We start from the raw sequence: 21,807 nt of genomic DNA on the forward strand, positions 1-21,807 counted from the left end.
GGACCCGCTCACGCGCCGGCTGGTCGACGCGGCCGGCGAGGGCCGCATCGCCGCGGCCAGGGCCCTGCGCGCCCTCGTCCGGGAGCGCGGGGCGGCGGGCGCGCTCAGCGCCGTCTCCCCGGTGTTCGGCGAGGTCCTCGCGCTGCGCGCGCTGCTCGACCAGAACCCGCTGAACGACCACACCGCCTGGCTCATCGCCACCGGCATGGGCGCCGCGACCGCCGACCCGCTGACCGGGATGAGCAACCGCGCCATCGCCCACCTCGACCGCGGCCTCGGCGCCGCCGAGCGCGCCGAGCCGTCCGCGTCCGAGACCGCCCGGTTCTGCCGCGACGCGACGCTGCTCGGCCTGCTCGGCGACCTGCTCGCCATCGGCCCCACCGGCCGCGCGCTGCTGCTCACCGTCCGCGGCCCGGACGGCGTCGAGCGGCACGTCCTGCTGGCGCCCGGGATGCGCGTCGGCGCGCCCGACGACGCCTCGCCCGGCGACCTGCTCGGCGCGTTCAGCAGCACCGTCCTCGACAGCGGCCCCTACAGCCGCGCCCTCGCCAAGGCGCTCGCCGACCACCGGATCCCCGCCGGGGCCGAGCTCGCCCTCATCGGCCACAGCGCCGGCGGCGCCGCGGTCATGAACCTGAGCCGGGACCCCGCGCTCAGCGCCCGCTACCGGATCACCCACGTGATCGCGATCGGCTCGCCGGTCGACTTCAAGGAGCCCGCCGACCCGGCGACCTGGGTCGCGAGCGTCACCAACCGGCACGACATCATCCCGAGCCTCGACGGGCAGGGCGCCGGGAACTGCTTCGACCCCCGTCCCGGACGGTACGTCGTGGACTACGGCGACCCGGCGCACCTCTTCCCCGCCTGCCACAGCCTGGAGCGGTACGCCGCCAACATCGAGCACGACCTCCCCGAGGCCCGCGCCCGCATCGAGGAGGAACTCGCCCGCTACAACGGCCCGGTCCTGCGCCGCTCGGTCTACCGGCTCTACGACGACGCGCGCCGCCCGCCCGGGTTCCCGTTCCTCACCGTCGTGTCCCGCGCGGAGCCGACCCCCGACGGCCCGGTCGACCTGCCCGCGCGGACACCGGACGCGGCGGTCCTGACGGCCTGGTTCACCGCCGACGCCGCCTCGGCCCTGGCCGTGCTCCGCGAGGCCGGCGGCGCCGTCCCCGGCGGCCTCCTGCCCGTCCGCGCCGGCACGCGGACGGTGGTGGCGCTGCGCGTCCACGACCACCGCGAGAGCACGCTCGGGCCGCACCGCGAGGTCACCCTGGGCGTGCTCGTCCACGATCCGTGGCGTCCGCGGCCGGTCGGCGTCTGCCTGGACCTGCTCCGCCGGCCGCACCTGCGCGGCGCCGGCCTCTGGATGCTCACCACGGTGCTGAGCACTCCGGCCGCCGTCGCCGCCCACCGGAACCTGTGGAGCGACCACGTGTCCGCCGCCCCCGTCCGCGTCCACCTGGACGGCCGGAGCGCCGCGCTCGCCGTCGGCACGCCCGACGACCGCGTCCTGGCCTTCGCCGGACCGCTCGGCCCCGGCGTCCCGGCGCCGTCGGGCGACCAGGTCCTCTACTCCGCGCGGGCGGGCGCCACGCTGCGCACGCATGTCCGCGCCCACGGACCGGCCTGGCTGCATCCCGCCCCGCGGGCCCGGCTGGGCGGCTGCGCCGCCGATCACCCCCTCGCCGCCCACCTGCGGGCGCTCGGCCTCGACGGCGCCCGGCCGATCCTGTGCCTCAGCAGCCCGCACCGGATGCTCCGCCGCGACGCGGGCGCGCCCGTCTTCCCCGGACGTGACGCATGAAGCGGGTTCGCGGTGGACGGCGTCCACGGCAAGGCGGAGGAGTGAGCCGCGCGGTGGAGCGGCTCACGTCGAGGCGCGTCCCGGGAGGGGCCCCGTCCGGCCGCCGATCGGTCGCGGGCTCCGCCGCCCTGCTGCGCTCGGACGCCGAGCGCGTCGACCACTGCGCGGCCCGGCTGCGCGCGCTGGTGCGGAGGCTCCGCGACGACCCGGCGGTCCCGCCCTGGTTCGCGGCCGCCGCCGACGCCCACCTCGCGGCCTGCGCCATCGCCGCCGCCGACCTGTCCCGCGCGGCGGCCCACCTGGACGCCCTGGCCGCGACCGCCCCACCGTCCGGCCCGCTCGCAAGGCTCCGAGGCGCCCGGCAAGCACGCACCACACCCCCGCCCACGCCCTGAGCCGTCCGAGCGTGTTGGGGGGTGGGGCGGGCGTCCGAGGGCGGGATGGGGTGATCTGTACGCTGAGATCGCTGTTCCCCCAGCGAAAGGGCGTCGGGATGAACGACGAGATGCGTGCGAACACGGCGGCGTTCGAGCAGACGGTCCGTTCGACGCTCGCGCTGACGGCGACGCTCGGCGGCGGGGAGTGGGACCAGCCGACCGAGTGCCCCGGCTGGACGGTGAAGGACCAGATCGCGCACCTCGTCTCGGTGGAGTCGGCGCTGCTGGGCGACCCGCTGCCCGAGGTCGACGTGCCGGAGTTCGAGCATGTCCGCAGCGACTTCGGGCGGTTCCTGGAGGTCGGGGTGCACGCCCGGCGGCGGGTTCCGGGCCCCGAGGTCGCGGCCGAGCTGGCGGACGTGCTGGAGCGCCGGCTCGCGCAGCTGCCCGGCATCGACCCCGGCACGAAGACCGCGCTGCCGAACGGCAAGGAGGGCACGTACGCGCTGTTCATGAAGTTCCGCGCGATGGACTGCTGGACGCACGAGCAGGACGTGCGGCGCGCGGTCGGCCGTCCGGGCAACCTCGACGCGCCGGCCGCGTCGTGCTTCTGGGAGCTCATCGGCGGCGGGCTGCCGATGGTCGTCGCGCGGCGGGCGGGCGCGTCGCCGGGGCAGTCGGTGCTGTTCCGGATCTCGGGGCCCGTCGAGCACCGGACGGCCGTCGTGGTCGACGCCGACGGGCGCGGCGGGTGGGCCGACGGGGAGCCGGACGCGCCGACCGCCGCGCTGGACATGGACTGGGAGAGCTTCGTCCGGCTCGCGGCCGGGCGGTGCGGCCCGGACGCGGTGAAGGTGCGGGCCGCGGGGGACGCGGACCTGGCGGCCAAGGTGCTGGCCGGGATGGCGCTCACCCCCTGACGGCGGGGGCTAGCGTGAGCGGCATGGACATCACCATTCACACGACGGTCCTTCCGCACGACGACCCGGAGGCGTCGCTGGCGTTCTACCGCGACGCCCTCGGCTTCGAGGTCCGCAGCGACGTGGGGCAGGGGACGATGCGCTGGATCACGGTCGGTCCCGCCGGGCAGCCCGGCACGTCCATCCTGCTGGCGCCGCCGGCCACCGACCCGGGCGTCACCGAGGACGAGCGCCGCACCATCACCGAGATGATGGCCAAGGGCACCTACGGCTGGATCATGCTGGCGACGCCCGACCTGGCCGGCGTCTTCGAGAAGGTGCAGGGCACGGGCGCCGAGGTCATCCAGGAGCCGGCCGACCAGCCGTACGGGGTGCGCGACTGCGCCTTCCGCGACCCCGCGGGCAACGTGGTCCGCATCCAGCAGTCGAGCTGACCGGGACGGGTCACGTCCGGACGCGCACGGCCAGGGCGTAGACGCGGGTGGTCTGCGTGGCGCCGGCGTTGTCGTCCGAGATCAGGTACAGGACGCGGCGGCCATCGGGGGTCCGGCCGCCGAGCGCCATGCCCTCGATGTTGTCGAGCAGGGGGTTGGGCTGGGGCTGCTTGGCGGTGGCGCCGGAGGGCGGGCACGTGACTAGGTCGACGACGAGCTTCTTTTTGAGCGCGGCACCGGGTGCGGAGGCCAGCGACGGGACGTCCGACACGTCCCTGGCGCCCCTGGTCGACGCCTGGTAGACGCGCACGGTGTTGCCGACCCCGGAGGTGAAGCCGCGCTCCAGCGCGAGCAGCCCGCCGTCCGGCAGGGCCGCCAGCTCCACCAGGCCGAGCGCCGGGTCGGTCCGGTAGGCGTACTGGGCGGACGGGACGTAGGCGCCGCCGGACCGCCCGCTGTAGCGGACGATGCGCTGCGGGCCGGGCGCGTCGCCGGACAGCGCCCCTTCCATGCCCGCGTACAGGGTGCTGCCGTCGGGGGTCGCGGCGAGCGCCTCGAACGTCGCGTTGCGGACGGCCTCGCCCGCGGGGGCGACGCGGAACCGCGCGGGGACGGGGAGCTCGGCCAGTTGCCGCCCGCTCGTCCGGTCGAACCGGCGGATCGACGGCTCCGTCTCGGAGCTGGCGAGGATCGTGCGCCCGCCCCGCTCCGCCACGAGGCCCTCCCCGTCGAAGTCGGCGCCGGTGTAGGCGGTGCCGTCCGGACGCTTGAGGGTCGTCACACCGCGGGCCGCCACGGCCGGCCGGCCCTGGCGGATCCGCAGCGAGAGGTCGTAGAAGCGCGCCGGTGTGGTGCCGATGTTGTCGACGAGCGCCACGGCGCCGCCGGAGCCCGTCAGGCTGAGCGAGGAGAGCCCGCCGACGTCCGTGCCGCCCACCCGGATCTTGTCGAGGGCGTCCGAGAAGCCCAGCAGCGAGGCCGACGGCGAGCACGCCGCGACCGGACGGGCCGCCGCCCCGGCGGGCGTGACGCCGCCGACGGCGAGGACCGCCAGCCCCACCGCGGGGATGAACCGATGACACGACCGCATGCCTACCTCCATGGACGACGCCCCCGACCTTAGAGGCGGACCTGGCGCAGGGTGGCGGCATGCTCACAGCTCTGGCCGAACTTCCGGTGAACGGTTCGCCGGGCGCCGGACATGCCGGACGTGTCAGGGCAGGCGGTAGCGGGAGACGAAGTCCCAGATCACGGCGTTGGCGCTGATGTCGTAGGTGGTGCCGCCGAGGAACGGGCCGAGGAACGGCGTCCCGCCGGGCCAGTTGTGCCCGCCGCCCTTGATCTCGTACAGGGTCACGGGGCCGTCGGCCGGGCAGTCGGGGTAGTCGTGGCGGACGACGGTGGTGTTGTCGTCCGGCGCGATGTCGGGCAGGTTCGTGGCCGTGCTCCGGGTGCCGCAGCCGTTGTTGCGCGTCCAGAAGTCGAGCGCGGGCTGCACCGTGGAGTACGGGACGAGCGGGTCACCGTCGCCGTGCATCAGGACGATCGGGACATGCCGTCCCGGATGGCACGCGGCGGGGTCGTTGAGCTGGCCGGACACCGGGACGTAGGCGGCGAAGCGGTCGTTGTCGCAGGCCATCTTGCTGGTGAAGAAGCCGCCGTTGCTCATGCCGGAGGCGTACAGCCGCTTGGGGTCCGCGTTGAACCGCTGGACGAGGATGTCCTGGAGCCGGTTGACGAAGCCGGGGTCGTCCAGGTCGGGGGACGGCGTCCCGCCCATGACGCCCTGCCAGCCGACGCCGTAGTGCTCCGGGGTGATCTGGATGAAGCCGCGGGTCTGGGCGTAGTCGGCCATGCGGCCGTAGTACTCGGCGAGGCCCGGCGTCTCCAGCAGGCCGGGGAAGTGGAACAGCGCCGGACGCGGCGTGCCGTCGTAGTCGTCGGGCAGGCGGAGGATGGCGTTGCGGGCCTGCCCCGCGTGGGTGATGCGGATGGCGTGGTCGCCGGGGTCGGGGTGGCGGTCCTCGACCGTGAAGGCGACCTTCTGGCTGGACGAGCCGCCACCGCGCCGGACGGTGCCGTTCCCCTCCCAGCGCACCGTCGCCTCGCCCGGCAGCGTGACGCCGCCGTCGACCTTGGCGGAGATCTCCACGCCCGCGCCCGGGTCCTGCAACGAGAACTCGCCCTTGAGCGCGAAGCCGTCACGGGCGATCTTGAAGGAGACCGTCGCGGTGCCGCCGCCGGAGCCGGGCAGCGTCCCCGTCCCCTGGATCTTGTCGGTCTCGTAGGACGCGACGTTGTCCAGCACGGCGACGGCCCCCGAGGACAGCCCGCCGGACAGCGTGTAGGCCGGCGAGCCGGCCGCGGTGACGGTGACGCGGTCGGCGCCGGGGGGAGCGGCGGACGGAGCGGCGTGCGCGGTCCCGGTGTGGACGGCGCTCAGCGTCGCTCCGACGAGGACTGCGGTGGTGAGGCCGCGCCGGGAACGAGGGGGGTGGGAGTTCACGGGGGTCCTTCCTGTGAGCCGAGTCGTAGGAAGTACGAATCCGCGCCACGGTAAGCCCCGCCCGCACCGGCGGCCAACGCATGAATGAGCAGACCGGACCGCCGTTCTTTAGCCCTCTCTGACAAAAGGCCGGACGGTCTATTCGGTCGCCGTGCGGGTGTAGGTGAGGATGAGCGCCCCGCTGCCGAGGGCGGTGTGGTCGGCGAGCCGCCAGACGCGCGGGTCGAAGGCGGCGTCGCGGCCGAACAGCGGGATGCCGGCGCCGGTGGTCAGCGGTGCCAGCTTGACGATGAGCCGGTCGATCTCCGGGTACAGCGCGGCCGCGAGCGTGCCGCCGCCGATCAGCCAGATGTCCTTGCCGTCCTGCCGCTTCAGGTCGCGCACGGCGGCGGCGGGATCGGTCGCGACGATCTCGACGGCGGGGTCCGGGCTCGTGGACAGGGTGCGGGAGAACACCAGATGACGCAGATGCGGGAAGGCGTCCGTGACGCCCGCTTTGAGGCCGATCTCGTAGGAGTGCCGCCCCTCCAGGACGGTGTCGAACCGGCTGCCCGGGGCGGTGATCCCGAGAGCCTGCCGGGCCGGCCCGGGCAGGGTCTCCGGGTACTCGGCGATGAGGTGCTGGAGGTAGTCGTCGGGGATGGGCCAGAAGCCACCGGGCCCGGTGGGGTCGGTGCCGTCGGGGCCGGCGATGAAGCCGTCCACGGTGGAGGCGATGTAGTACACGAGCTCGCGCATGCCGATGACCAGTCCAACTTCCGAGGTGAGGGGCTCTACCCGCGACACGGTAGTGGAGCCGCGCCCCGGACGTGCCGGCCGGCGACCGCACCACCTTCCGCCCTCCGCGAGGCATTGCTCAATTCGTCCTTGGATTCTGTGGCTGCGAGGCGCGCAAGATCCTTTCCTCGTACGGTGCTGAACCGAACCAATTCGACGAACGGCACGTCATATCCTTGTCACGATGTGCGGACACCGAATGCCGGCCCAACACGACCGATGAGCTGGGCGGCGGGCTCGCGGAGCGGATGACGGCCGCGGGTCCGCGCCGTCCATGACGCCATTTCCGGCAGACCTTGATGGCGATTTCGGTCGGCGGTTCTTTGCCGTTCCTTACCGGACGGCCGATGCGGAGCCGGGAAAAGGGGCCTGTTCACGCGCCGCACCCGTCCGCCGCCGGTGAGGGGCACAAGGGGAGGTCGCCAGACCGATGGGACGGGAAGAGAGCGGCAGGACCGCGGAGATACTCCTGGCGGCCATGGCCGTCGTCCCGCCGTCGGCGGCCCTGGGCGCGCTGCCGGACGCGGCGGCCGACAACCCCGTGGCCGCGACGCTGCTGGTGCTCGGCTACGAGTCCGTGCTCGTGGCCCTCGCCTTCGTCGGCGGGGTCGCGAGCGACGTCGTCGACCGCTGGCGGAGCCGGCTGGCCGACGCCATCGTCCGGCGCCTGGGCCGGCGCTTCAGCCGGTTCCGGGTGCGCTACGTCCGGTACGTGCTGAGCGACCTGCGCTTCATCGACCTCAAGGGCCTCGCCACCATCGGCTACCACACCCCCGAGCTGGACGAGGTGTTCGTCGACGTCAGCCTGGTGCTGCGCGCCGCGCACCAGGTCGGCGGGGGCATCCTCGCGGACGTGCCGCCGCACGTCGCGGAGCGCCGGCCGATCCGGGACTTCCTCGACCGGAACCAGCCGTCGATCCTGGCGGTGATCGGCCCGCCGGGCAGCGGCAAGACGACGCTGGTGCAGCACACCGCCCGCCAGGTGTGCCGCAACCGCAACGGCGGCCGCCGGACGTGGGGGCGGCGCCGCCGCGTCCCGATCCTGCTGTACCTGCGCGACCACGTCGGCGCGATCACCGCGGACCCGCGGATCGCCCTGTCGGCGCTGCTGGGCGAGAAGCTCCGCCGGTACGGGCTGGCCGAGCCCGAGGGCTGGTTCGAGCAGCGGCTCAACGCCGGCGACTGCGTCGTCATGCTGGACGGCCTGGACGAGGTGGCGGTCCAGGAGGACCGGCGCCTCGTCGCCGACTGGATCCAGCAGCAGACGACCCGGTACCCGGACAACGACTTCGTGGTCACGTCGCGGCCGCAGGGCTACCGGGAGGCGCCCGTCCGCGGCGCCGTGGTCGTGCAGGTCCGGCTGTTCACACCCGAGCAGGTCGCCGGGTTCGTCCGCGGCTGGTACCTGGCGGAGGAGCGGCGCAGCGCCGGGGCCGCGTCCCGGGACGTCGACGCCCGCGCCGAGCGCGCCGCCGAGGACCTCCTCGAAAGGCTGGAGACGACCCCCGGGCCGCGCGAGCTCGCGGTGAACCCGCTGCTGCTCACGATGATCGCGAACGTGCACCGCTACCGGGACGTCCTCCCGGGCAGCCGCGCCGACCTGTACGCCGAGATCTGCCAGGTCATGCTGTGGCGGCGGCGGGACGCGAGCCGGCTCCCCGTCCGGCCGCGCGGCGACAAGAAGGAGCTGCTGCTGCGGGAGATCGCCTACACGATGATGCGGCGCCGCAAGCGGGACCTGTCGCGCCCGGAGATGCTGGCGGCGATCGAGTCGGCGCTGCCGCGGATCTCCACGCTGGTGTCCGCGCCGGAGTTCCTCGCGGAGGTCGAGTCGAACGGCCTCGTGTTCGAGCGGGAGAACGGCGTCTACGCGTTCGCGCACCAGACCTTCCAGGAGTACCTGGCGGCCGTGTACATCCGGGAGAAGGGGCTCGTCGACGACCTGGCCGCCTCGATCGGCGACCCGTGGTGGCGCGAGACGATCGTGCTGTGCGCGGCCCGCTCGGACGCCGGTCCGATCGTCCGGGCCTGCCTCGCGTCCGGAACGGAGCCGGCGCTGATGCTGGCGTTCGACTGCGCCGAGCAGGCCAGCGAGCTGGCACCGGCGCTGCGCGCCCGCCTGGACGTCGGGTCGGTGGCGCTGGAGGGCGATCCGGAGCTGCGGCGCCGCATGGTCCGGGTGCTCGTGGCCCGGCACCTGCGCGACACCGCCCGCGCCGCCGGCACCGGCCGGGTGTGCCTCAGGCCGGTCACCACCGGCATCTACCGGCTGTTCTGCGCCGAGAGGGCGGCGCGGGGCGAGGCCCGGTCGCCCGACGGCCCGCGCGACGCGGCGGGCGCGGGGGAGGCCGCCGGTACGGGGCGGGGCGGTACGGGGGAGGGCGGCGCGGGGGACGACGGTGCCGTCGTCGGCGTCCGTGGCAGCGACGCGCTGGACTTCGCCGACTGGGTGAACGAGATCCTCGGCGAGGGCGACCACCGGAGCGGGCACGGCGACTACCGGCTGCCGACCCGCGCCGAGCTGGACGACCTGGCGGCCAGGCGCCGCCTCCCGCGCCAGGACGCGGACGAGGCCGCCTACGGTTTCTGGCTCGCCCCCGATCGCGACACCGCGTCCGACCGCGACCGCGACCGCGATGCCGCGTCCGGCCGCGATGCCGTCCCGGAACTGTGGACGAGCGGCGGCACCCCGTCACCGCACGCGATCACCGACGGCACCGTCCGGGTCCATGCCGAGGCCGACATGGAGGCCGCCAGGCCGGCGCTCGCGGGCCTCCTGATCGCGCGCACCAGGGCCCTGCTGCACGCCCTCCTCGCGGAGCTCGGCGCGGCCAGGGACCGGGACCGCGTCGCCGAGCTCGCCATCGCCGTCGAGCGCACCCTCCGCAAGGCCACCGCGCTCGCCGGGGGCCGTCCGGACACGTCGGTCCTCACCGGCACCCTGATCCGCCCGGACGCCCTGGCCCGTATCGCCCTGCCGGATCCCGACGAGGCGCACGCGCTCGCCGTCGCGCTCGACAAGCCCGACACCGACCTGGACGAGACCGCGCGGCACGCCCGCCACCTGGCCGGGCTCGAACCCGGCGATCCGGCGGACGGGACCGCCGACGTCCGCCAGGCATGCCTCCAGGCCATGGGGACCGCCATGACCGACGCCCTAGAGCAGGCCCTCGAACGGACGGCCTACAAGAGCCTCTACACGTTCCCCCGGGAGATGGCCGCCGTGCTCGCGGACCGGGCCGGCCTCGCCTCCGCCGAGGACACCGTCTCGCCGGACTCGCTCGTCGCCACCGTCCACTCCGCGCGGGACGGCCTGCTGCGAGCCCTCGACGCGCAGGGGTCGCCCTGCCATGACTGGGCGGGACACGTCGCCGAGCACCTGCGGCTTCTGGCCGTCCCGGCCTTCGAGCGGCGGGTCGAGCTCGCGCAGGACCAGGCGACCGCGATCCGGCTGGCGGCCCTGTGCCTGGCGGCGGAGGCCGATCCGGTCGACGCGGCCGCGGCCGACGCGTACCGGCGGATCGCCCGCGGCGTCACGCTGCTGGAGCGGCGCGGCACCGGCGACGCCGTCCCGATCGAGACGATCCTCCTGGCGGCCGGCTGACCGGGCCCCGGAAACGGGCGGGCCCGGGGCGGGTTCCCACCGGCCCCGGGCACCGCCCGCCGCTCAGTACTTGATCATGCCGCGGATGTTCTTGCCGTCGCGCATGTCCTGGTAGCCCTGGTTCACGTCGTCGAGCTCGTACGTGTTGGTCACGAGCTCGTCGAGCTTGAGCTTGCCCTCCTCGTACAGGCGCAGCAGGCGCGGGATGTCGCGGCGCGGGTTGGAGTTGCCGAACAGGCAGCCCACCAGCTCCTTACGCTGCATCGCGAGGTCGAAGAGGTTCAGCTTGACGTCCTCCTGGGCGATCGGCGCGACCGCGGTGACGACGCCGCGGCCGCCCTTGGCGACGAGGGCCATCATCGGCGCGACGAGGTCGCCGGTGGCGACGCCCGTGGTGAGGATGGCCCGCTCGGCGTTGGCGCCCCAGGTGATCTCGTTGACCAGCGCCGTCGCCTCTTCGAGCGAGGCGGCGCTGTGCGTGGCCCCGAAGGTGGAGGTGGCCTTCTCCCGCTTCCACTCGACGGGGTCCACGGCGACGACGTGCCTCGCGCCGGCCATGGCCGCGCCCTGGACGGCGTTCATGCCGATGCCGCCGAGGCCGATCACGACGACGGTCTCGCCGGGCTGGACGCCCGCGGCGTTGACGGCCGCGCCCCAGCCGGTGGTGACGCCGCAGCCGACCAGGGCGGCCTTGTCGAGCGGCAGCCAGTCGTCGATCTTGATGCAGGTGGCCTCGTTGACCACCGTGTAGGGCGCGAACGTGCCGGTGCAGCACATGATGCCGAGGTCCTTGCCGCCCTTGGAGTGGTGCCGGGCGGTGAAGTCGGAGACCTGGCGTCCGGCGAGCAGGAAGGCGCCCAGGTCGCAGAGGTGCTGGCGGCCCATCGCGCAGGACGGGCAGCGGCCGCAGGACGGGATGAAGCCGAGGACGACGTGGTCGCCCTCCTTCAGCGTCGAGACGCCCGCGCCGACGGCGACGACCTCGCCCGCCCCCTCGTGCCCGCCGATGACGGGGAACTGCTCCAGCTGGAGCAGCGCCGCGACCTCGGGGTCGAGGACCATGTCACCCGTGACGAGGTGCTCGTCCGAGTGGCACAGGCCCGACGCCGCCAGCTTGACCTTGACCTCGCCCGCCTTGGGGTCGTCCAGCTCGATGTCCTCGACACTCCACTCGGAGTTGGGTTCCCACAGGACTGCCGCACGGGTCTGCATGAGGGCCCACCTTTGTTTTCGACCGTCGTTCGGGCGCCCCGCGGTGCCGCACAACGGAAGCGGTTTGATGTGCCTCCTTCCTACTAGAACACGATTCGGATATCTACAGGTCGCGCCCCTGTTTTTCCGCTTCCGGGTGGTATGGCGGACGGTCAGCCGGTGCCGGGCGCGGGCACGACCGTCCGCGCCTCGGGCCGCAGCGCCAGCATCGCCTCGCCGCGCGGCAGCAGCGGCCCGGCGAGGGCGGTCGTGAACAGCGCCATCAGCACCATCATGGTGAACATCTGCCCGTCCAGGACGCCGAGGCTCACGGCCGCGTTCAAAATGATCAGTTCGGTGAGGCCGCGGGTGTTCATCAGCAGGCCGAGCGTGCCGGCCTCGTGCCAGGGCAGCCCGAGGAGCCGGGCGGGGACGATCGCGCCCAGCAGCTTGCCGGCGCAGGCGACCAGGAGGATCAGGCCGAGTTCGAGGTACTGGGTGCCCGACAGCCCGCCGACGTCCACGCCGAGGCCGGTCACGATGAAGAACACCGGCAGCAGCACGAGGCTGATCTGCTCCAGCGGCTCGCGGACGTGCTCGGCCAGCACGCGGGCGGGCTCGCGCGGGGTGACGAACCCGAACAGGAACGCGCCGAAGATGGCGTGGATGCCGATCCAGGTCGTCGCCCAGGCCGACAGCAGCGCGCCGGCGGACAGCGTGACGAGCAGCGGCCGCCACTGCTCCTTGCCCGCGAACCACCAGGTGAGCGCGCTCAGCAGCGGCCGGACCGCCAGGAACATCACCGCCGCGTAGACCAGGCTGCGCAGCGCGATCGTGACGAGGTCGCCGGTGTCGCCGTCCGAGGTCACCAGCGCCGAGACGTAGGCGAGCATGCACCAGGCCAGGACGTCGTCGACGGCGGCGCTGGCCAGGGCGAGCGTGCCGACGCGTGTGTCGGTGAGCCGGTGGTCGGACAGGATGCGCGCGAGGACGGGGAAGGCCGTCACCGACATCGCCGCGCCCATGAAGGTCGCGAACGCGACGAACGAGATGTGCTTGCCGCCCACGGTGTCGTGGTGGTCGTACAGGACCAGCGCCGAGAGCACGCCCAGCCCGAACGCCAGCGCCACCGAGCACAGCGAGACCCCGGCCGCCATCCCGACGTGCGGCCTGATCAGGCGCTGCTCGAACTTCCAGCCGACCATGAACATGAACAGGATGAGGCCGACCTGGGAGACGGCCGACAGGAGCGGCCGGACGTCGGCGGGGAACAGATGCCGGGTCGGATCGCCCGGGAGCAGCCCCAGCAGGCTGGGCCCGAGCACGATGCCCGCCGCGATCTCGCCGATCACGATCGGCTGGCGGAGGGACCGGGCGACCCGGCCGAACAGGACGCCGGTGAGCAGGACCACCGCGATTCCGGCGAACAGGATCGCGAGCCTCATGTCGGCGGCCGTGGCCATCGAATCGAACATGACGGGGGACTTCCTTTCTTGCTGTCAAAATAGGAATTGTTCCCCGTATCGCTGGAAGTCTGGTAAACCATCCACAACCGGACGGTATTGATCCAGAATTGGTCGGTGTTCAAGGCGGATTCGATCGCCGTGTGACTCGCGGGACGAATGAGAAAGGAGGGGGTGGCGGGTCAGGAGGTGAGAGTGGCGCGTTTGCGGGCAATGCGAACGGCCTTCTGGAGACTGTCCAGGTCGTAGGCGCCCTGGTGGCGGCGTCCGTTGATGAAGAACGTCGGCGTGCCCGAGACGCCGCTGAGGTCGGCGGAGTCGACGTCCTCGTCGATCCGGGCCGCTCCGGCGCCGCGGCGCAGGTCGTCGCGGAAGCGCGCCACGTCCAGCCCGAGCTCGCCCGCGTACCGGACGAGGTCGCGCGCCTCCAGCGCGTCCTGGTGCTCGAACAGCAGGTCGTGCATCTCCCAGAAGGCGCCCTGCGCGGCCGCCGCCTCCGCGGCCTGCGCCGCGAGCTGCGCGTGCGGGTGGACGTCGGTGAGCGGCAGGTGCCGCCAGACGTACCGGACGTCGCCGTGGTCGGCGAGCAGCTCGCGGATGGCCGGTTCGGCGCGCCCGCAGTACGGGCACTCGAAGTCGCCGTACTCGACCACGGTGACGGGGGCGCGGCGGGGGCCGCGGACGTGGTCGCGGTCCGTGCTGACCGGCGAGGCCAGGTCGATGACGCTCTCGGCGGTGCCGAGCAGCGCGCGCACCCGCAGCCGGGCCGGGAGGAGCATCGTCGCCCGCATCGCGAGCCAGGCGAGCACCGCCGCGCACAGCGCCGCCGCCAGGATGCCGACCTTCGCCTCGGCGAGCCGCTCGCCGCTGAACTCAAGCGTCGCGATCAGCAGCGCGGCCGTGAAGCCGATCCCCGCGACGGCGCCGCCGCCGCCGACCGCGGCCCAGCCGACCGGCGGCCGCAGCCGTCCCCGGCTCAGCAGCGTGACCAGCCAGGACAGCCCGAGGATGCCGATCGGCTTGCCGAGCAGGTAGCCGAGCAGGATGCCGAGGGTGACGGGCGAGGTGAACGCCTGCCGCAGGAACCCGGCGCCGATGGGGATGCCCGCGTTCGCCAGCGCGAACAGCGGCACGATCACGTAGCTGCTCCACGGGTGGTACAGCTGCTGGAGCCGCTCGTTCGGGGAGATCGCCGCGATGACGCCCGTCCGCGCCGAGCGGGCCAGCTCCGGGGTCGGCTGCTCGCGGAACAGCCGGAACGCCTCCGACGCGCGCTCCAGGTCGCCGCGCGCCGCCGGGTAGGCGTAGGTGAGCAGGCCCATGGCGAGACCGACCACCACCGGCTCGACGCCGGAGGCGTTCAGCGCCAGCCAGGCCGCCGCGCCGAGCACCGCGTAGACGGAGGCGCGGCCGACGCCCGCCCGGCGGACGAGCAGCGTCACGCCGAGGACCGCGAGAGCGGCCAGCAGCGGGCCGGTCTCGACGTGGTGGCTGTAGACGGTCGCGATGACGAGGAGCGCGACGATGTCGTCCACCACGGTCGCCGTGAGCAGGTAGAGGCGCAGGCGGGCCGGGAACCGCTTGCCGACGAGGGCGAGCACGCCGAGGGCGAACGCCGTGTCGGTGGACATCGCGGTGCCCCAGCCGTGCGCGGCCGGGCCGCCCGCGTTCAGCGCGAGGTAGATCGCGACCGGTACGGCCATCCCGCCGAGGCCGGCGGCCAGCGGCAGCGCGAGCCGCCGCCGGTCGCGCAGCTCGCCCATGTCGAACTCGCGGCGCGCCTCCAGCCCGACGACGAAGAAGAACAGCGTCATGAGCCCGCTGTTGACCCAGTGCCGCAGGTCCATGGCGAGGCCGTGGTCCCCGATCCGGACGGACGCGTCCGTCCCCCAGAAGCCGTCATAGGACGAGGAGTCGGCGTTCGCCCAGGCCAGCGCGGCGAGCGTCGCGGCCAGCAGGACGACCGCGCCGCCGGTCTCGGTGCGGAGGAAGTCCCGCAGCGGCGTCCGGAGGCCGCGGGCCCAGGCCGTCCGGGCGGAGGACGCCGGGGCCGCTTCGTCGCGCCGTACCGTCATGTCCGCACCGTCGTCCGTTCCGTCCGCCCCGCCCGGCCGCCGGTCGGCGAGCGGGCCCTGTCCTGCTCACCTCATGATCGCAGCACCGGGACGGGGACCCGGGGACCGGGCGGGGGCGAGGGGTCGCGAAAGGCCGCGCACCGGCCTTTCATTTACCCGAAACCGCCCGTTTCCATTTGGGGTGGCCGGTGCGCGGGGAACGGCCGCCGCGAATGGCGCCGGCCGAGGGAAACGTCACAGGTTGATCACGCTTCGCCTCGCACGATGCGGCGTCGCGGCCCCCGCTCCGGCACGCGGATGATCTGTGGGCCGACCCGGGAGTATCCGTCTCGCCCGCCCGCCGATCGGATATCCGTTCGTGCTTGAGCACGCGCCGTGGCGCTGTTAGCTTCACCCGGTGGACGACATGCGTGCACAGGCGGAGGCGATCGCGGCGTTCGCGGCGACTCTGAGAGAACTGCGTGAATCGGTTGGAAACCCACCTTTCCGGGAGATGTCGGGACGGTCGGGGGCGATCTCGCACACGACACTGCACGAGGCCACCAAGGGGAACAGGCTCCCGAGCTGGGGGACCACCGCCGAGTTCGTCAAGGCGTGCGGGGCCGATCCGGCCGCGTACCGCGAGCGCTGGGAAGAGGCGAACCGGGCGGTCAGAGCGGCGGGCACCGCGGGCAACGCCGTCGCGGTCCCTTCGTCCGACGGGCTCGCGACCTCCGCCGCGGGCCCCGGCGGACGGTCCGCCGCGCATCTCGGCGGCGGGGCGCACGCGCCCGCCGAGGCCTCGGCGTCCGTTCCCGCGCCGCCGTTACCGCCCGGCGGGTTCGCCGGTGACGTCCGCACCTCCCCCTCCGCGCCGGAGGACCGGAGGCGTCCCCGGCTGGGCCGGCCGGCCGTGATCGCGCTGGTGGCGGCCGCCGGCGTCGGGACGGTCGTCCTCGTCGTGGTCGCCGTCAACGGCGGCCTCGGGTCCGGCGACGGCGGCCGGAAGCCGTCCGCCGCCGTGACGGAGGCCGCGCTGTCCCCGGCCGACTGCCCGGTGCACCCGTCCAACCCGGCGGCGGCCCCGCCGGCGCACCCGGGCGACGCGGCCGCGTTCATCGCCGACATCACGCTGCCCGACTGCACGCGCGTCGGCGCGGGCAAGACGGTGACGAAGGTGTGGCGGCTCAAGAACTCCGGGAAGGTGCCCTGGCAGGGGTACTCGCTGCGCCGCCTCGACCTCCCGCAGCGGGCCGACCAGTGCCAGACCATCTCGGACGTGCCGATCGACGACACGCGTCCCGGCAGGATGGTCGACATCAGGACCGTCATCACCACACCGAAGAAGCCGGGCCTGTGCTACGTGCGGTTCAAGATGGTGGACGCGTCAGGGAGGGTCGCGTTCCCCGGGAACCGTCCGGTCAACTTCCAGATCATCGTCGAAGCGCCCTGATCCCCCGCCGTGGGGGCACGGCGGGGGACCAGGGGCGGACGGTCGCGGGGCCACCGCCCGCGGGCCGGGATCAGGAGAGGGTGATCCCGCTGTAGTAGGCCTTGAGGATCGTGGAGTAGCTCGCGCCCGCGTTGGCCTTGTCACGGGAGCCGTACTGCGACATCCAGTCGCCGGTGACCCAGCCGCCGCACGCCGTCGTCGTCGAGCAGTAGTGGGCCTGGAGGATCTTGCCGCCGCGGGTCATGCGGGTGCCCCACGTCGCGTCGACCGCGCTGCTCGTCGACGCCACCGCGGAGCCCGGCTTGTACACCTGGCTGGACGTGGTGTCGTAGACGTCGAAGCACTGGCCGCCCGGCGTCTTGCGGGTCGAGTGCAGCGCCCAGTACCAGCCGTAGCTCTTGACGGCCATCGCCCCCGCCTTGAGGGACTCCTTCGGCCAGGACGTCACCCACTCGTTGGGCAGGACGTTCTTGACGTAGGTCTTGAACGCCACCCGGTCCACCCGGTTCAGCGAGACCCGGTACACGAGGATCGTCGAGGGGAGCTTGCTGTCCGTGCCGTCGGTCTTGCATCCGGTCGGCGGAGTGGTGGAGCTGATGAACTGGTGGGAGGCGTTCTGGTTCTTCAGGCTGGCGTTGAGGTTGCCCTTGGCACCCGCCTTGAAGTCCTGGTAGGTGCCGCCGTAGTTGCTGTTGAAGTAGACCCGGACCGTCTTGGTGCCGCGGTTCCAGACCGAGGCCGCGTGGTTCTTGACGCACTGGCCCTTGCCCGCGCCCGACCCCTTGAAGTCGTAGCAGGAGGGCTGGGACGTGCCGTAGTCGGCGACCGAGCCGGTGAAGTCGGAGACCGACCCGGCATTGCCGCTGTTGAAGTAGTAGCAGAACTCGCCGCTATCGCACACGCCGTCGCGGCTCGCCGCCGAGGCGGGCGACGTGGGGAGGAGGACCGTTCCGCCGAGCGCCAGGGTCGCGGTCGCCGCGGCGAGCCGCGCCACGAGCCGCACAGTTCGTGTCGACACAGTTTCTTCCTTCGGGGGGAGGGCGCGGCCGGCTAGCGGACGTTGTAGCCCTGGGAGTTCCAGAACGACGTCGGGTTCGGGTTGTCCAGCGTCGGGTCGTTGACGCTCTTGGCCGCGTGGGTTTGCTTGCCGAGCCGCATCTCGACGTGGGTGTGCGCGCCCGAGCTGGACGACACCCCGTGCCACGCCTCGTCCGCGATGACCTGGCCGCGGCTGATCGACTGGCCCACGGCCAGCGAGGACCGCGGCGCCGAGTGCAGGTAGATGACCGTCTTGTTCAGCGACGCGTTGTAGACGGAGATCGTCGAGAGGCCCGCGCTGCCGTTGGCGCCGCGCGCGATGTAGATGACCTTGCCGCTGACGAGGGCGTGCACGTCCGAGCCGATGCCGCGGGCGATGTCGATGCCCTCGTGCCGTCCGGGCGTGCTGGTGTAGCCGTCGAACCCGCAGGTGATGCGGCCGCCGCTCAGCGTGTACAGGCTGTACGACATGTTCGTGCGCGACGTCGGCGAGAACTGGTGGGAGGCGTTCTGGTTCTTCAGGCTGGCGTTGAGGTTGCCCTTGGCGCCCGCCTTGAAGTCCTGGTAGGTGCCGCCGTAGTTGCTGTTGAAGTAGACCCGGACCGTCTTCGTGCTGCGGTTCCAGACGGACGCGGCCTCGTTCTTGACGCACTTGCCCTTGCCCGCGCCCGGTCCCTTGAAGTCGTAGCAGGAGGGCTGCGTGGCGCCGTAGTCGGCGACGGACCCGGTGAAGTCGGACACCGATCCGGTGTTGCCGCTGTTGTAGTAGTAGCAGAACTCGCCGCTGTCGCAGACGCCGTCGCGGCTCGCGGCCGCCATGGACGCGGCGTTGACGGAGGCCGTCCCGCCGAAGGCGAGGACGGACGCGGCGCCGCCGGCGGCGACGGCCGCGGCCGTCGCGGTGATGATCTTGCTGGACGTCTTCATGCTGGTTCCTTTCGGGGATCGCGGAGTGCGGATCGAGGGGGGCGGGTCAGCGGAGGCGGTACTCCTCCCAGGTGCGGATGGTCACCTTCGGGCCGTCGTCCGGGCCGCGCTTGGCGAGCCCGTCCAGGCCGAGGTAGTAGTCGCCGACCTGGTGCTGGGCCGGCGCGGAGAGGTCGGTGTCGCTGATCGCGACGGCGTGGATGTGCCACGGCCAGTCGCCCTGGCTCGGGCTGCGCACCCAGGCCGCGAACCCGACCTGGCGCAGCACGCGGGTGACCGAGGTGCGGGTGGCGGAGCTCATCCCCTTGACGGAGACGTCCACGACGCCGCCGCCGTCGTGGGTGCCCGCGGACGTGGGGTCGCCGCCGGGGTTGTAGGACCCCTGGTCCAGCGGCAGGTCGCGGCCGAGCAGCCGCTTCGCCTCGGCCAGCATCTTCTGGGTGCGGGCGTTGACGACGGCGTCGCCGTAGGCGACCCGGGCGCCCGGCTCGATGGTGCGGGTGACGGTGAAGCGGCCCGACCCGAGCTTGACGAGGGACGCCTTGCCGGGCAGCCCGGTGGCGCCGAGACCGGTGTAGCCGAGCGACTTCTGGTACTTCGCGTAGGCGGCGACCGTCGTGGTGCCGAAGTAGCCGTCCACCCACTTCGCGTCGAGCAGCTTCCGGTCGCGCAGCGCCTGCTCGACGAGGAGCACGCTGGCCTTCGCGCCGGGGGTGAGGGTCTGGTCGGCGCGCCGCGGGTCGATCTGGGCCGCCTTGACGGCGGCTTCCATGTTGACGCTCGGCAGGGCCGCGGAACCGGCCGTCTCGGCGACCGTCGCCGCGGACCCCTGCGGCAGCGAGGCGATCAGGGCGGCCGCCGCCGCGGCGACCGTGGTGAGCGCGGCGGCGGCTACGGGCAATCTCATGGGGGACTCCTGGATGCGGGCGATGGGAGGCTCGGGGCGTCGCCCTCGGCGGAGTCCACGGTCATCGATCACCCACGTGTCCTCAAGAAGATCGTTGTTGTCAGCCTGTCCCGCCTGCGGTTTCCGTACGGATCTGACAGACGGCACGGCGGTGACCAGCACTCGAACGAATGGAGGGGCCTGGCCGGGACAACCCCGGCCAGGCCCCTCGCAGGACCGTCGAACCCCGCGCCTACCCCTCCGCGCGGTCGTACAGGAGGCAGAGCGCGCCGCTCTCGGTGGCCTCGCTGGACGCCAGCGTCCACGACGCGGACGGGCCGTCGTCGAACAGCCGCGCGCCGCCGCCGACGAGCTCGGGGCACAGCGTGACGCTCAGCCGGTCGACCTCGCCGGCGTCCAGGAGGGCGCGGATCACGCTCGCGCTGGCGAGCACGACGATGTCGCCGCCGTCCCGCTCGCGGAGCTGCTTGACCGCCGTGACCGGGTCGGTGCCGGCGATCCGCGCGTTGTCCCAGGCCGCGGTCTCCAGCGTGGTGGAGAAGACGACCTTTTCGACCGCGTCGAGCCAGCGGGCGAACTCCCGGTCCCGCGGGTCGGCGCCCTCGTCGCCCGCGACGGCGGGCCAGAACCCCGCGAAGCCCTCGTAGTTCTTGCGGCCGAGCAGGGCGGTGGTCGCGGTGCCGGTGACCCGCACCATGTGGTCGCGGGCGCCGGAGCTGACGGCGTGCGGGGCGATCCAGCCCATGTCGTACTCCCCGCCGGGCCCGGTGGTGCGGCCGTCCAGGGACAGCGAGATGTTGGCGGTGACGGTGCGGCGGGCGTTCTGTCCGGTCATCGTCCGGTTCCTTCCGATCGTGGGGTCGATGCGTTCAGAGTGGCGGTCCCGCTGGCAGGCTGGCGTCGTCAGATCTGGTGACATTCGGTCCGGGCTTGGAGGGGTCGGTGATGACGGATTCGGCCGTCAGCCCGTTACTCGTCGGGCGGGACGGCGAGATCGCCGTCCTGCGGGCGGCCTACGACCGGGCCCGGGCGGGGCGTCCGAGCACGGTCCTGGTCTCCGGCGAGGCGGGCATCGGCAAGTCGCGGCTGGTCGCCGAGGCGGTCCGGGAACTGCCCGGCGACCCGCTGGTGCTGTCCGGCGGATGCCTGGAGCTCGGCGCGGAGGGCGCGCCCTACGTGCCGTTCATCGCCGTCCTGCGCGACCTCGTGCGCCGGCTCGGCCGCGACCGGGTGGCGGCGCTGCTGCCGCCGGACGGTGCCGCGCTCGGCGACTGGCTGCCGGAGCTCGGCCCGGCGCCGGAACGGTACGGGCCCGCCAGGCTGCTGGAGGAGACGCTGGCGCTGCTGAGCTCGGCGGCGGAGGCGCGGCCCGTGGTCGTGGTCGTCGAGGACCTGCACTGGGCCGACGCGTCGAGCCGCGAGCTGTTCGCCTACCTGGTCCGCAACCTGGCGCGCGCCGCGGTGCTGCTGGTCGGCACCGTCCGCACCGGGGAGCCGGCCGCGGGGCGCCCGGACCGGCGGATGCTCGCGGAGCTCGGCCGCGGCGGCGCGGTGGAGCGCGTCGGCCTCGGCCCGCTGGCGCACCGGCACGTCGCCGCGCTGCTCGCGGCCGTCGACGGGCGCCCGCCGGACCCGGCCCGCAGCGGCCGGATCCACCGGCGCAGCGGCGGCAACCCGCTGTTCGTCGAGGCGCTGAGCAACGCGGGCGAGACACCGCCGGGCGACCTGCGGACCCTGCTGCTCGCGCGGATCGCCGACCTGCCCGCCCCGTCCCACGAGACGCTGGAGATCCTCGCGGTCGCGGGCGGCGGCGGCCTCGCCGACGACCTGATCGGCGCGATCCGCGGCGGGCCCGGACACGAGCCGTGGGACGCCCTCGCCGACCTGACCGGCCGGGACCTCGTGGTCGCGCGCGAGGACGGGTACGCGATCCGGCACGACCTCATCCGCGAGGTCGTGTACGACGCGCTGCCCCCGTCCCGGCGGCGGCGCATGCACGCCCGCTACGCCGCCGCGCTCGCCGCCCGCGCCGGGGACGGGACCGGCGGCGATGGCGGCCTCGCGCTGGCCGAGCACTGGACGGCCGCCGGCGAGTACGGGCGGGCGCTCCCCGCCGCGTGGCGCGCGGCCGGCCACGCCGGACGGCAGAACGCCCACGACGAGCAGCTCCACCTGCTGGAACTCGTCCTCGACCAGTGGGCGAAGGTGCCGGAGCCCGCCGAGCTGATCGGCGCCGACCGCGCCGACGTGCTCGAACGCGCCGCGACGGCGGCGTTCGACGCGGGCAGGTCCGCCGCGGGCGTGGCCCACGGCACCGCCGCGCTGGACGCGCTCGACCCCGCCGCCGAG

The 21,807-nt window shown here is 73.7% G+C and carries 17 protein-coding genes; 7 read left to right on the forward strand and 10 right to left on the reverse strand.

What is annotated here, in order from left to right:
* The 4 genes from E1300_RS50485 to E1300_RS33745 all read left to right on the forward strand — a co-directional run.
* The coding region (locus tag E1300_RS50485; protein ID WP_165503112.1) for an alpha/beta hydrolase family protein at window positions 1–1,807 on the forward strand (1,807 nt) is incomplete at its 5' end.
* Between the two features lie 41 nt (window positions 1,808–1,848).
* On the forward strand, window positions 1,849–2,202 hold the full coding sequence (locus E1300_RS33735; protein ID WP_131761164.1) for a hypothetical protein: 354 nt from the start codon (window positions 1,849–1,851) through the stop codon (window positions 2,200–2,202).
* A 98-nt stretch (window positions 2,203–2,300) separates the two neighbouring features.
* Window positions 2,301–3,104, forward strand: coding sequence for a maleylpyruvate isomerase family mycothiol-dependent enzyme (locus tag E1300_RS33740; RefSeq protein WP_131761165.1), 804 nt, complete (start codon window positions 2,301–2,303; stop codon window positions 3,102–3,104).
* 23 nt (window positions 3,105–3,127) lie between these two features.
* A complete protein-coding gene (locus E1300_RS33745; RefSeq protein ID WP_131761166.1) occupies window positions 3,128–3,538 on the forward strand; it encodes a VOC family protein in 411 nt (136 codons plus the stop codon).
* A gap of 10 nt (window positions 3,539–3,548) precedes the next feature.
* On the opposite strand, the gene E1300_RS33750 is transcribed toward E1300_RS33745, so the two are convergent.
* The 3 genes from E1300_RS33750 to E1300_RS33760 form a co-directional block, all read right to left on the reverse strand.
* Window positions 3,549–4,628: an esterase-like activity of phytase family protein gene (locus tag E1300_RS33750; RefSeq protein WP_131761167.1), complete on the reverse strand. Its 1,080-nt coding sequence runs from the start codon at window positions 4,626–4,628 to the stop codon at window positions 3,549–3,551.
* A gap of 123 nt (window positions 4,629–4,751) precedes the next feature.
* Window positions 4,752–6,044, reverse strand: a complete 1,293-nt coding sequence (locus tag E1300_RS33755; protein WP_131761168.1) for a CE1 family esterase — start codon at window positions 6,042–6,044, stop codon at window positions 4,752–4,754.
* A gap of 138 nt (window positions 6,045–6,182) precedes the next feature.
* Window positions 6,183–6,782, reverse strand: coding sequence for a dihydrofolate reductase family protein (locus tag E1300_RS33760; protein WP_131761169.1), 600 nt, complete (start codon window positions 6,780–6,782; stop codon window positions 6,183–6,185).
* Window positions 6,783–7,251: 469 nt separating this feature from the next.
* Here E1300_RS33760 and E1300_RS33765 point away from each other — a divergent pair, with 469 nt between their 5' ends.
* A complete protein-coding gene (locus E1300_RS33765; protein WP_131761170.1) occupies window positions 7,252–10,425 on the forward strand; it encodes an NACHT domain-containing protein in 3,174 nt (1,057 codons plus the stop codon).
* A 63-nt stretch (window positions 10,426–10,488) separates the two neighbouring features.
* Here E1300_RS33765 and E1300_RS33770 read toward each other — a convergent pair whose 3' ends face one another.
* The 3 genes from E1300_RS33770 to nhaA all read right to left on the reverse strand — a co-directional run bounded on the left by E1300_RS33770 (window position 10,489) and on the right by nhaA (window position 15,154).
* Entirely contained in the window at window positions 10,489–11,637 is a 1,149-nt protein-coding gene (locus tag E1300_RS33770; RefSeq protein ID WP_131761171.1) for an NDMA-dependent alcohol dehydrogenase, read from the reverse strand.
* A 152-nt stretch (window positions 11,638–11,789) separates the two neighbouring features.
* Complete coding sequence (locus tag E1300_RS33775) at window positions 11,790–13,091, reverse strand: cation:proton antiporter domain-containing protein (protein ID WP_131761172.1); 1,302 nt, start codon at window positions 13,089–13,091, stop codon at window positions 11,790–11,792.
* Window positions 13,092–13,261: 170 nt separating this feature from the next.
* Window positions 13,262–15,154, reverse strand: coding sequence for a Na+/H+ antiporter NhaA (gene nhaA, locus E1300_RS33780; RefSeq protein WP_131761173.1), 1,893 nt, complete (start codon window positions 15,152–15,154; stop codon window positions 13,262–13,264).
* A gap of 493 nt (window positions 15,155–15,647) precedes the next feature.
* Between nhaA and E1300_RS33785 the strand changes: the two genes are divergently transcribed.
* The gene (locus tag E1300_RS33785; protein WP_165503113.1) at window positions 15,648–16,586 is read left to right on the forward strand and encodes an NBR1-Ig-like domain-containing protein; all 939 of its coding nucleotides are present in this window, start codon (window positions 15,648–15,650) and stop codon (window positions 16,584–16,586) included.
* 70 nt (window positions 16,587–16,656) lie between these two features.
* On the opposite strand, the gene E1300_RS33790 is transcribed toward E1300_RS33785, so the two are convergent.
* The 4 genes from E1300_RS33790 to E1300_RS33805 form a co-directional block, all read right to left on the reverse strand.
* Window positions 16,657–17,604: a SpoIID/LytB domain-containing protein gene (locus E1300_RS33790; RefSeq protein ID WP_131761175.1), complete on the reverse strand. Its 948-nt coding sequence runs from the start codon at window positions 17,602–17,604 to the stop codon at window positions 16,657–16,659.
* Between the two features lie 32 nt (window positions 17,605–17,636).
* On the reverse strand, window positions 17,637–18,551 hold the full coding sequence (locus E1300_RS33795; protein WP_131761176.1) for a peptidase inhibitor family I36 protein: 915 nt from the start codon (window positions 18,549–18,551) through the stop codon (window positions 17,637–17,639).
* Between the two features lie 46 nt (window positions 18,552–18,597).
* A complete protein-coding gene (locus E1300_RS33800; RefSeq protein WP_131761177.1) occupies window positions 18,598–19,458 on the reverse strand; it encodes a peptidoglycan-binding domain-containing protein in 861 nt (286 codons plus the stop codon).
* A gap of 232 nt (window positions 19,459–19,690) precedes the next feature.
* Window positions 19,691–20,293: a dihydrofolate reductase family protein gene (locus E1300_RS33805; RefSeq protein WP_131761178.1), complete on the reverse strand. Its 603-nt coding sequence runs from the start codon at window positions 20,291–20,293 to the stop codon at window positions 19,691–19,693.
* Between the two features lie 110 nt (window positions 20,294–20,403).
* On the opposite strand from E1300_RS33805, the gene E1300_RS33810 reads away from it, so the two are divergent.
* Window positions 20,404–21,807: ATP-binding protein (locus tag E1300_RS33810; RefSeq protein ID WP_165503114.1), on the forward strand; the 1,404-nt coding region annotated here is incomplete at its 3' end.

The sequence above is a fragment of the Actinomadura fibrosa genome, assembly GCF_900659615.1.
Lineage (GTDB): Bacteria > Actinomycetota > Actinomycetes > Streptosporangiales > Streptosporangiaceae > Spirillospora > Spirillospora fibrosa.

What these genes read in the sequence shown, in the direction of transcription:
- E1300_RS33740 (WP_131761165.1), top strand. Translation starts at nt 2,301, where the DNA reads ATGAACGACGAGATGCGTGCGAACACGGCGGCGTTCGAGCAGACGGTC.
- E1300_RS33745 (WP_131761166.1), top strand. Translation starts at nt 3,128, where the DNA reads ATGGACATCACCATTCACACGACGGTCCTTCCGCACGACGACCCGGAG.
- E1300_RS33750 (WP_131761167.1), bottom strand. Translation starts at nt 4,628, where the DNA reads ATGCGGTCGTGTCATCGGTTCATCCCCGCGGTGGGGCTGGCGGTCCTC.
- E1300_RS33760 (WP_131761169.1), bottom strand. Translation starts at nt 6,782, where the DNA reads ATGCGCGAGCTCGTGTACTACATCGCCTCCACCGTGGACGGCTTCATC.
- E1300_RS33765 (WP_131761170.1), top strand. Translation starts at nt 7,252, where the DNA reads ATGGGACGGGAAGAGAGCGGCAGGACCGCGGAGATACTCCTGGCGGCC.
- E1300_RS33770 (WP_131761171.1), bottom strand. Translation starts at nt 11,637, where the DNA reads ATGCAGACCCGTGCGGCAGTCCTGTGGGAACCCAACTCCGAGTGGAGT.
- E1300_RS33775 (WP_131761172.1), bottom strand. Translation starts at nt 13,091, where the DNA reads ATGTTCGATTCGATGGCCACGGCCGCCGACATGAGGCTCGCGATCCTG.
- nhaA (WP_131761173.1), bottom strand. Translation starts at nt 15,154, where the DNA reads ATGACGGTACGGCGCGACGAAGCGGCCCCGGCGTCCTCCGCCCGGACG.
- E1300_RS33785 (WP_165503113.1), top strand. Translation starts at nt 15,648, where the DNA reads ATGTCGGGACGGTCGGGGGCGATCTCGCACACGACACTGCACGAGGCC.
- E1300_RS33795 (WP_131761176.1), bottom strand. Translation starts at nt 18,551, where the DNA reads ATGAAGACGTCCAGCAAGATCATCACCGCGACGGCCGCGGCCGTCGCC.
- E1300_RS33800 (WP_131761177.1), bottom strand. Translation starts at nt 19,458, where the DNA reads ATGAGATTGCCCGTAGCCGCCGCCGCGCTCACCACGGTCGCCGCGGCG.
- E1300_RS33805 (WP_131761178.1), bottom strand. Translation starts at nt 20,293, where the DNA reads ATGACCGGACAGAACGCCCGCCGCACCGTCACCGCCAACATCTCGCTG.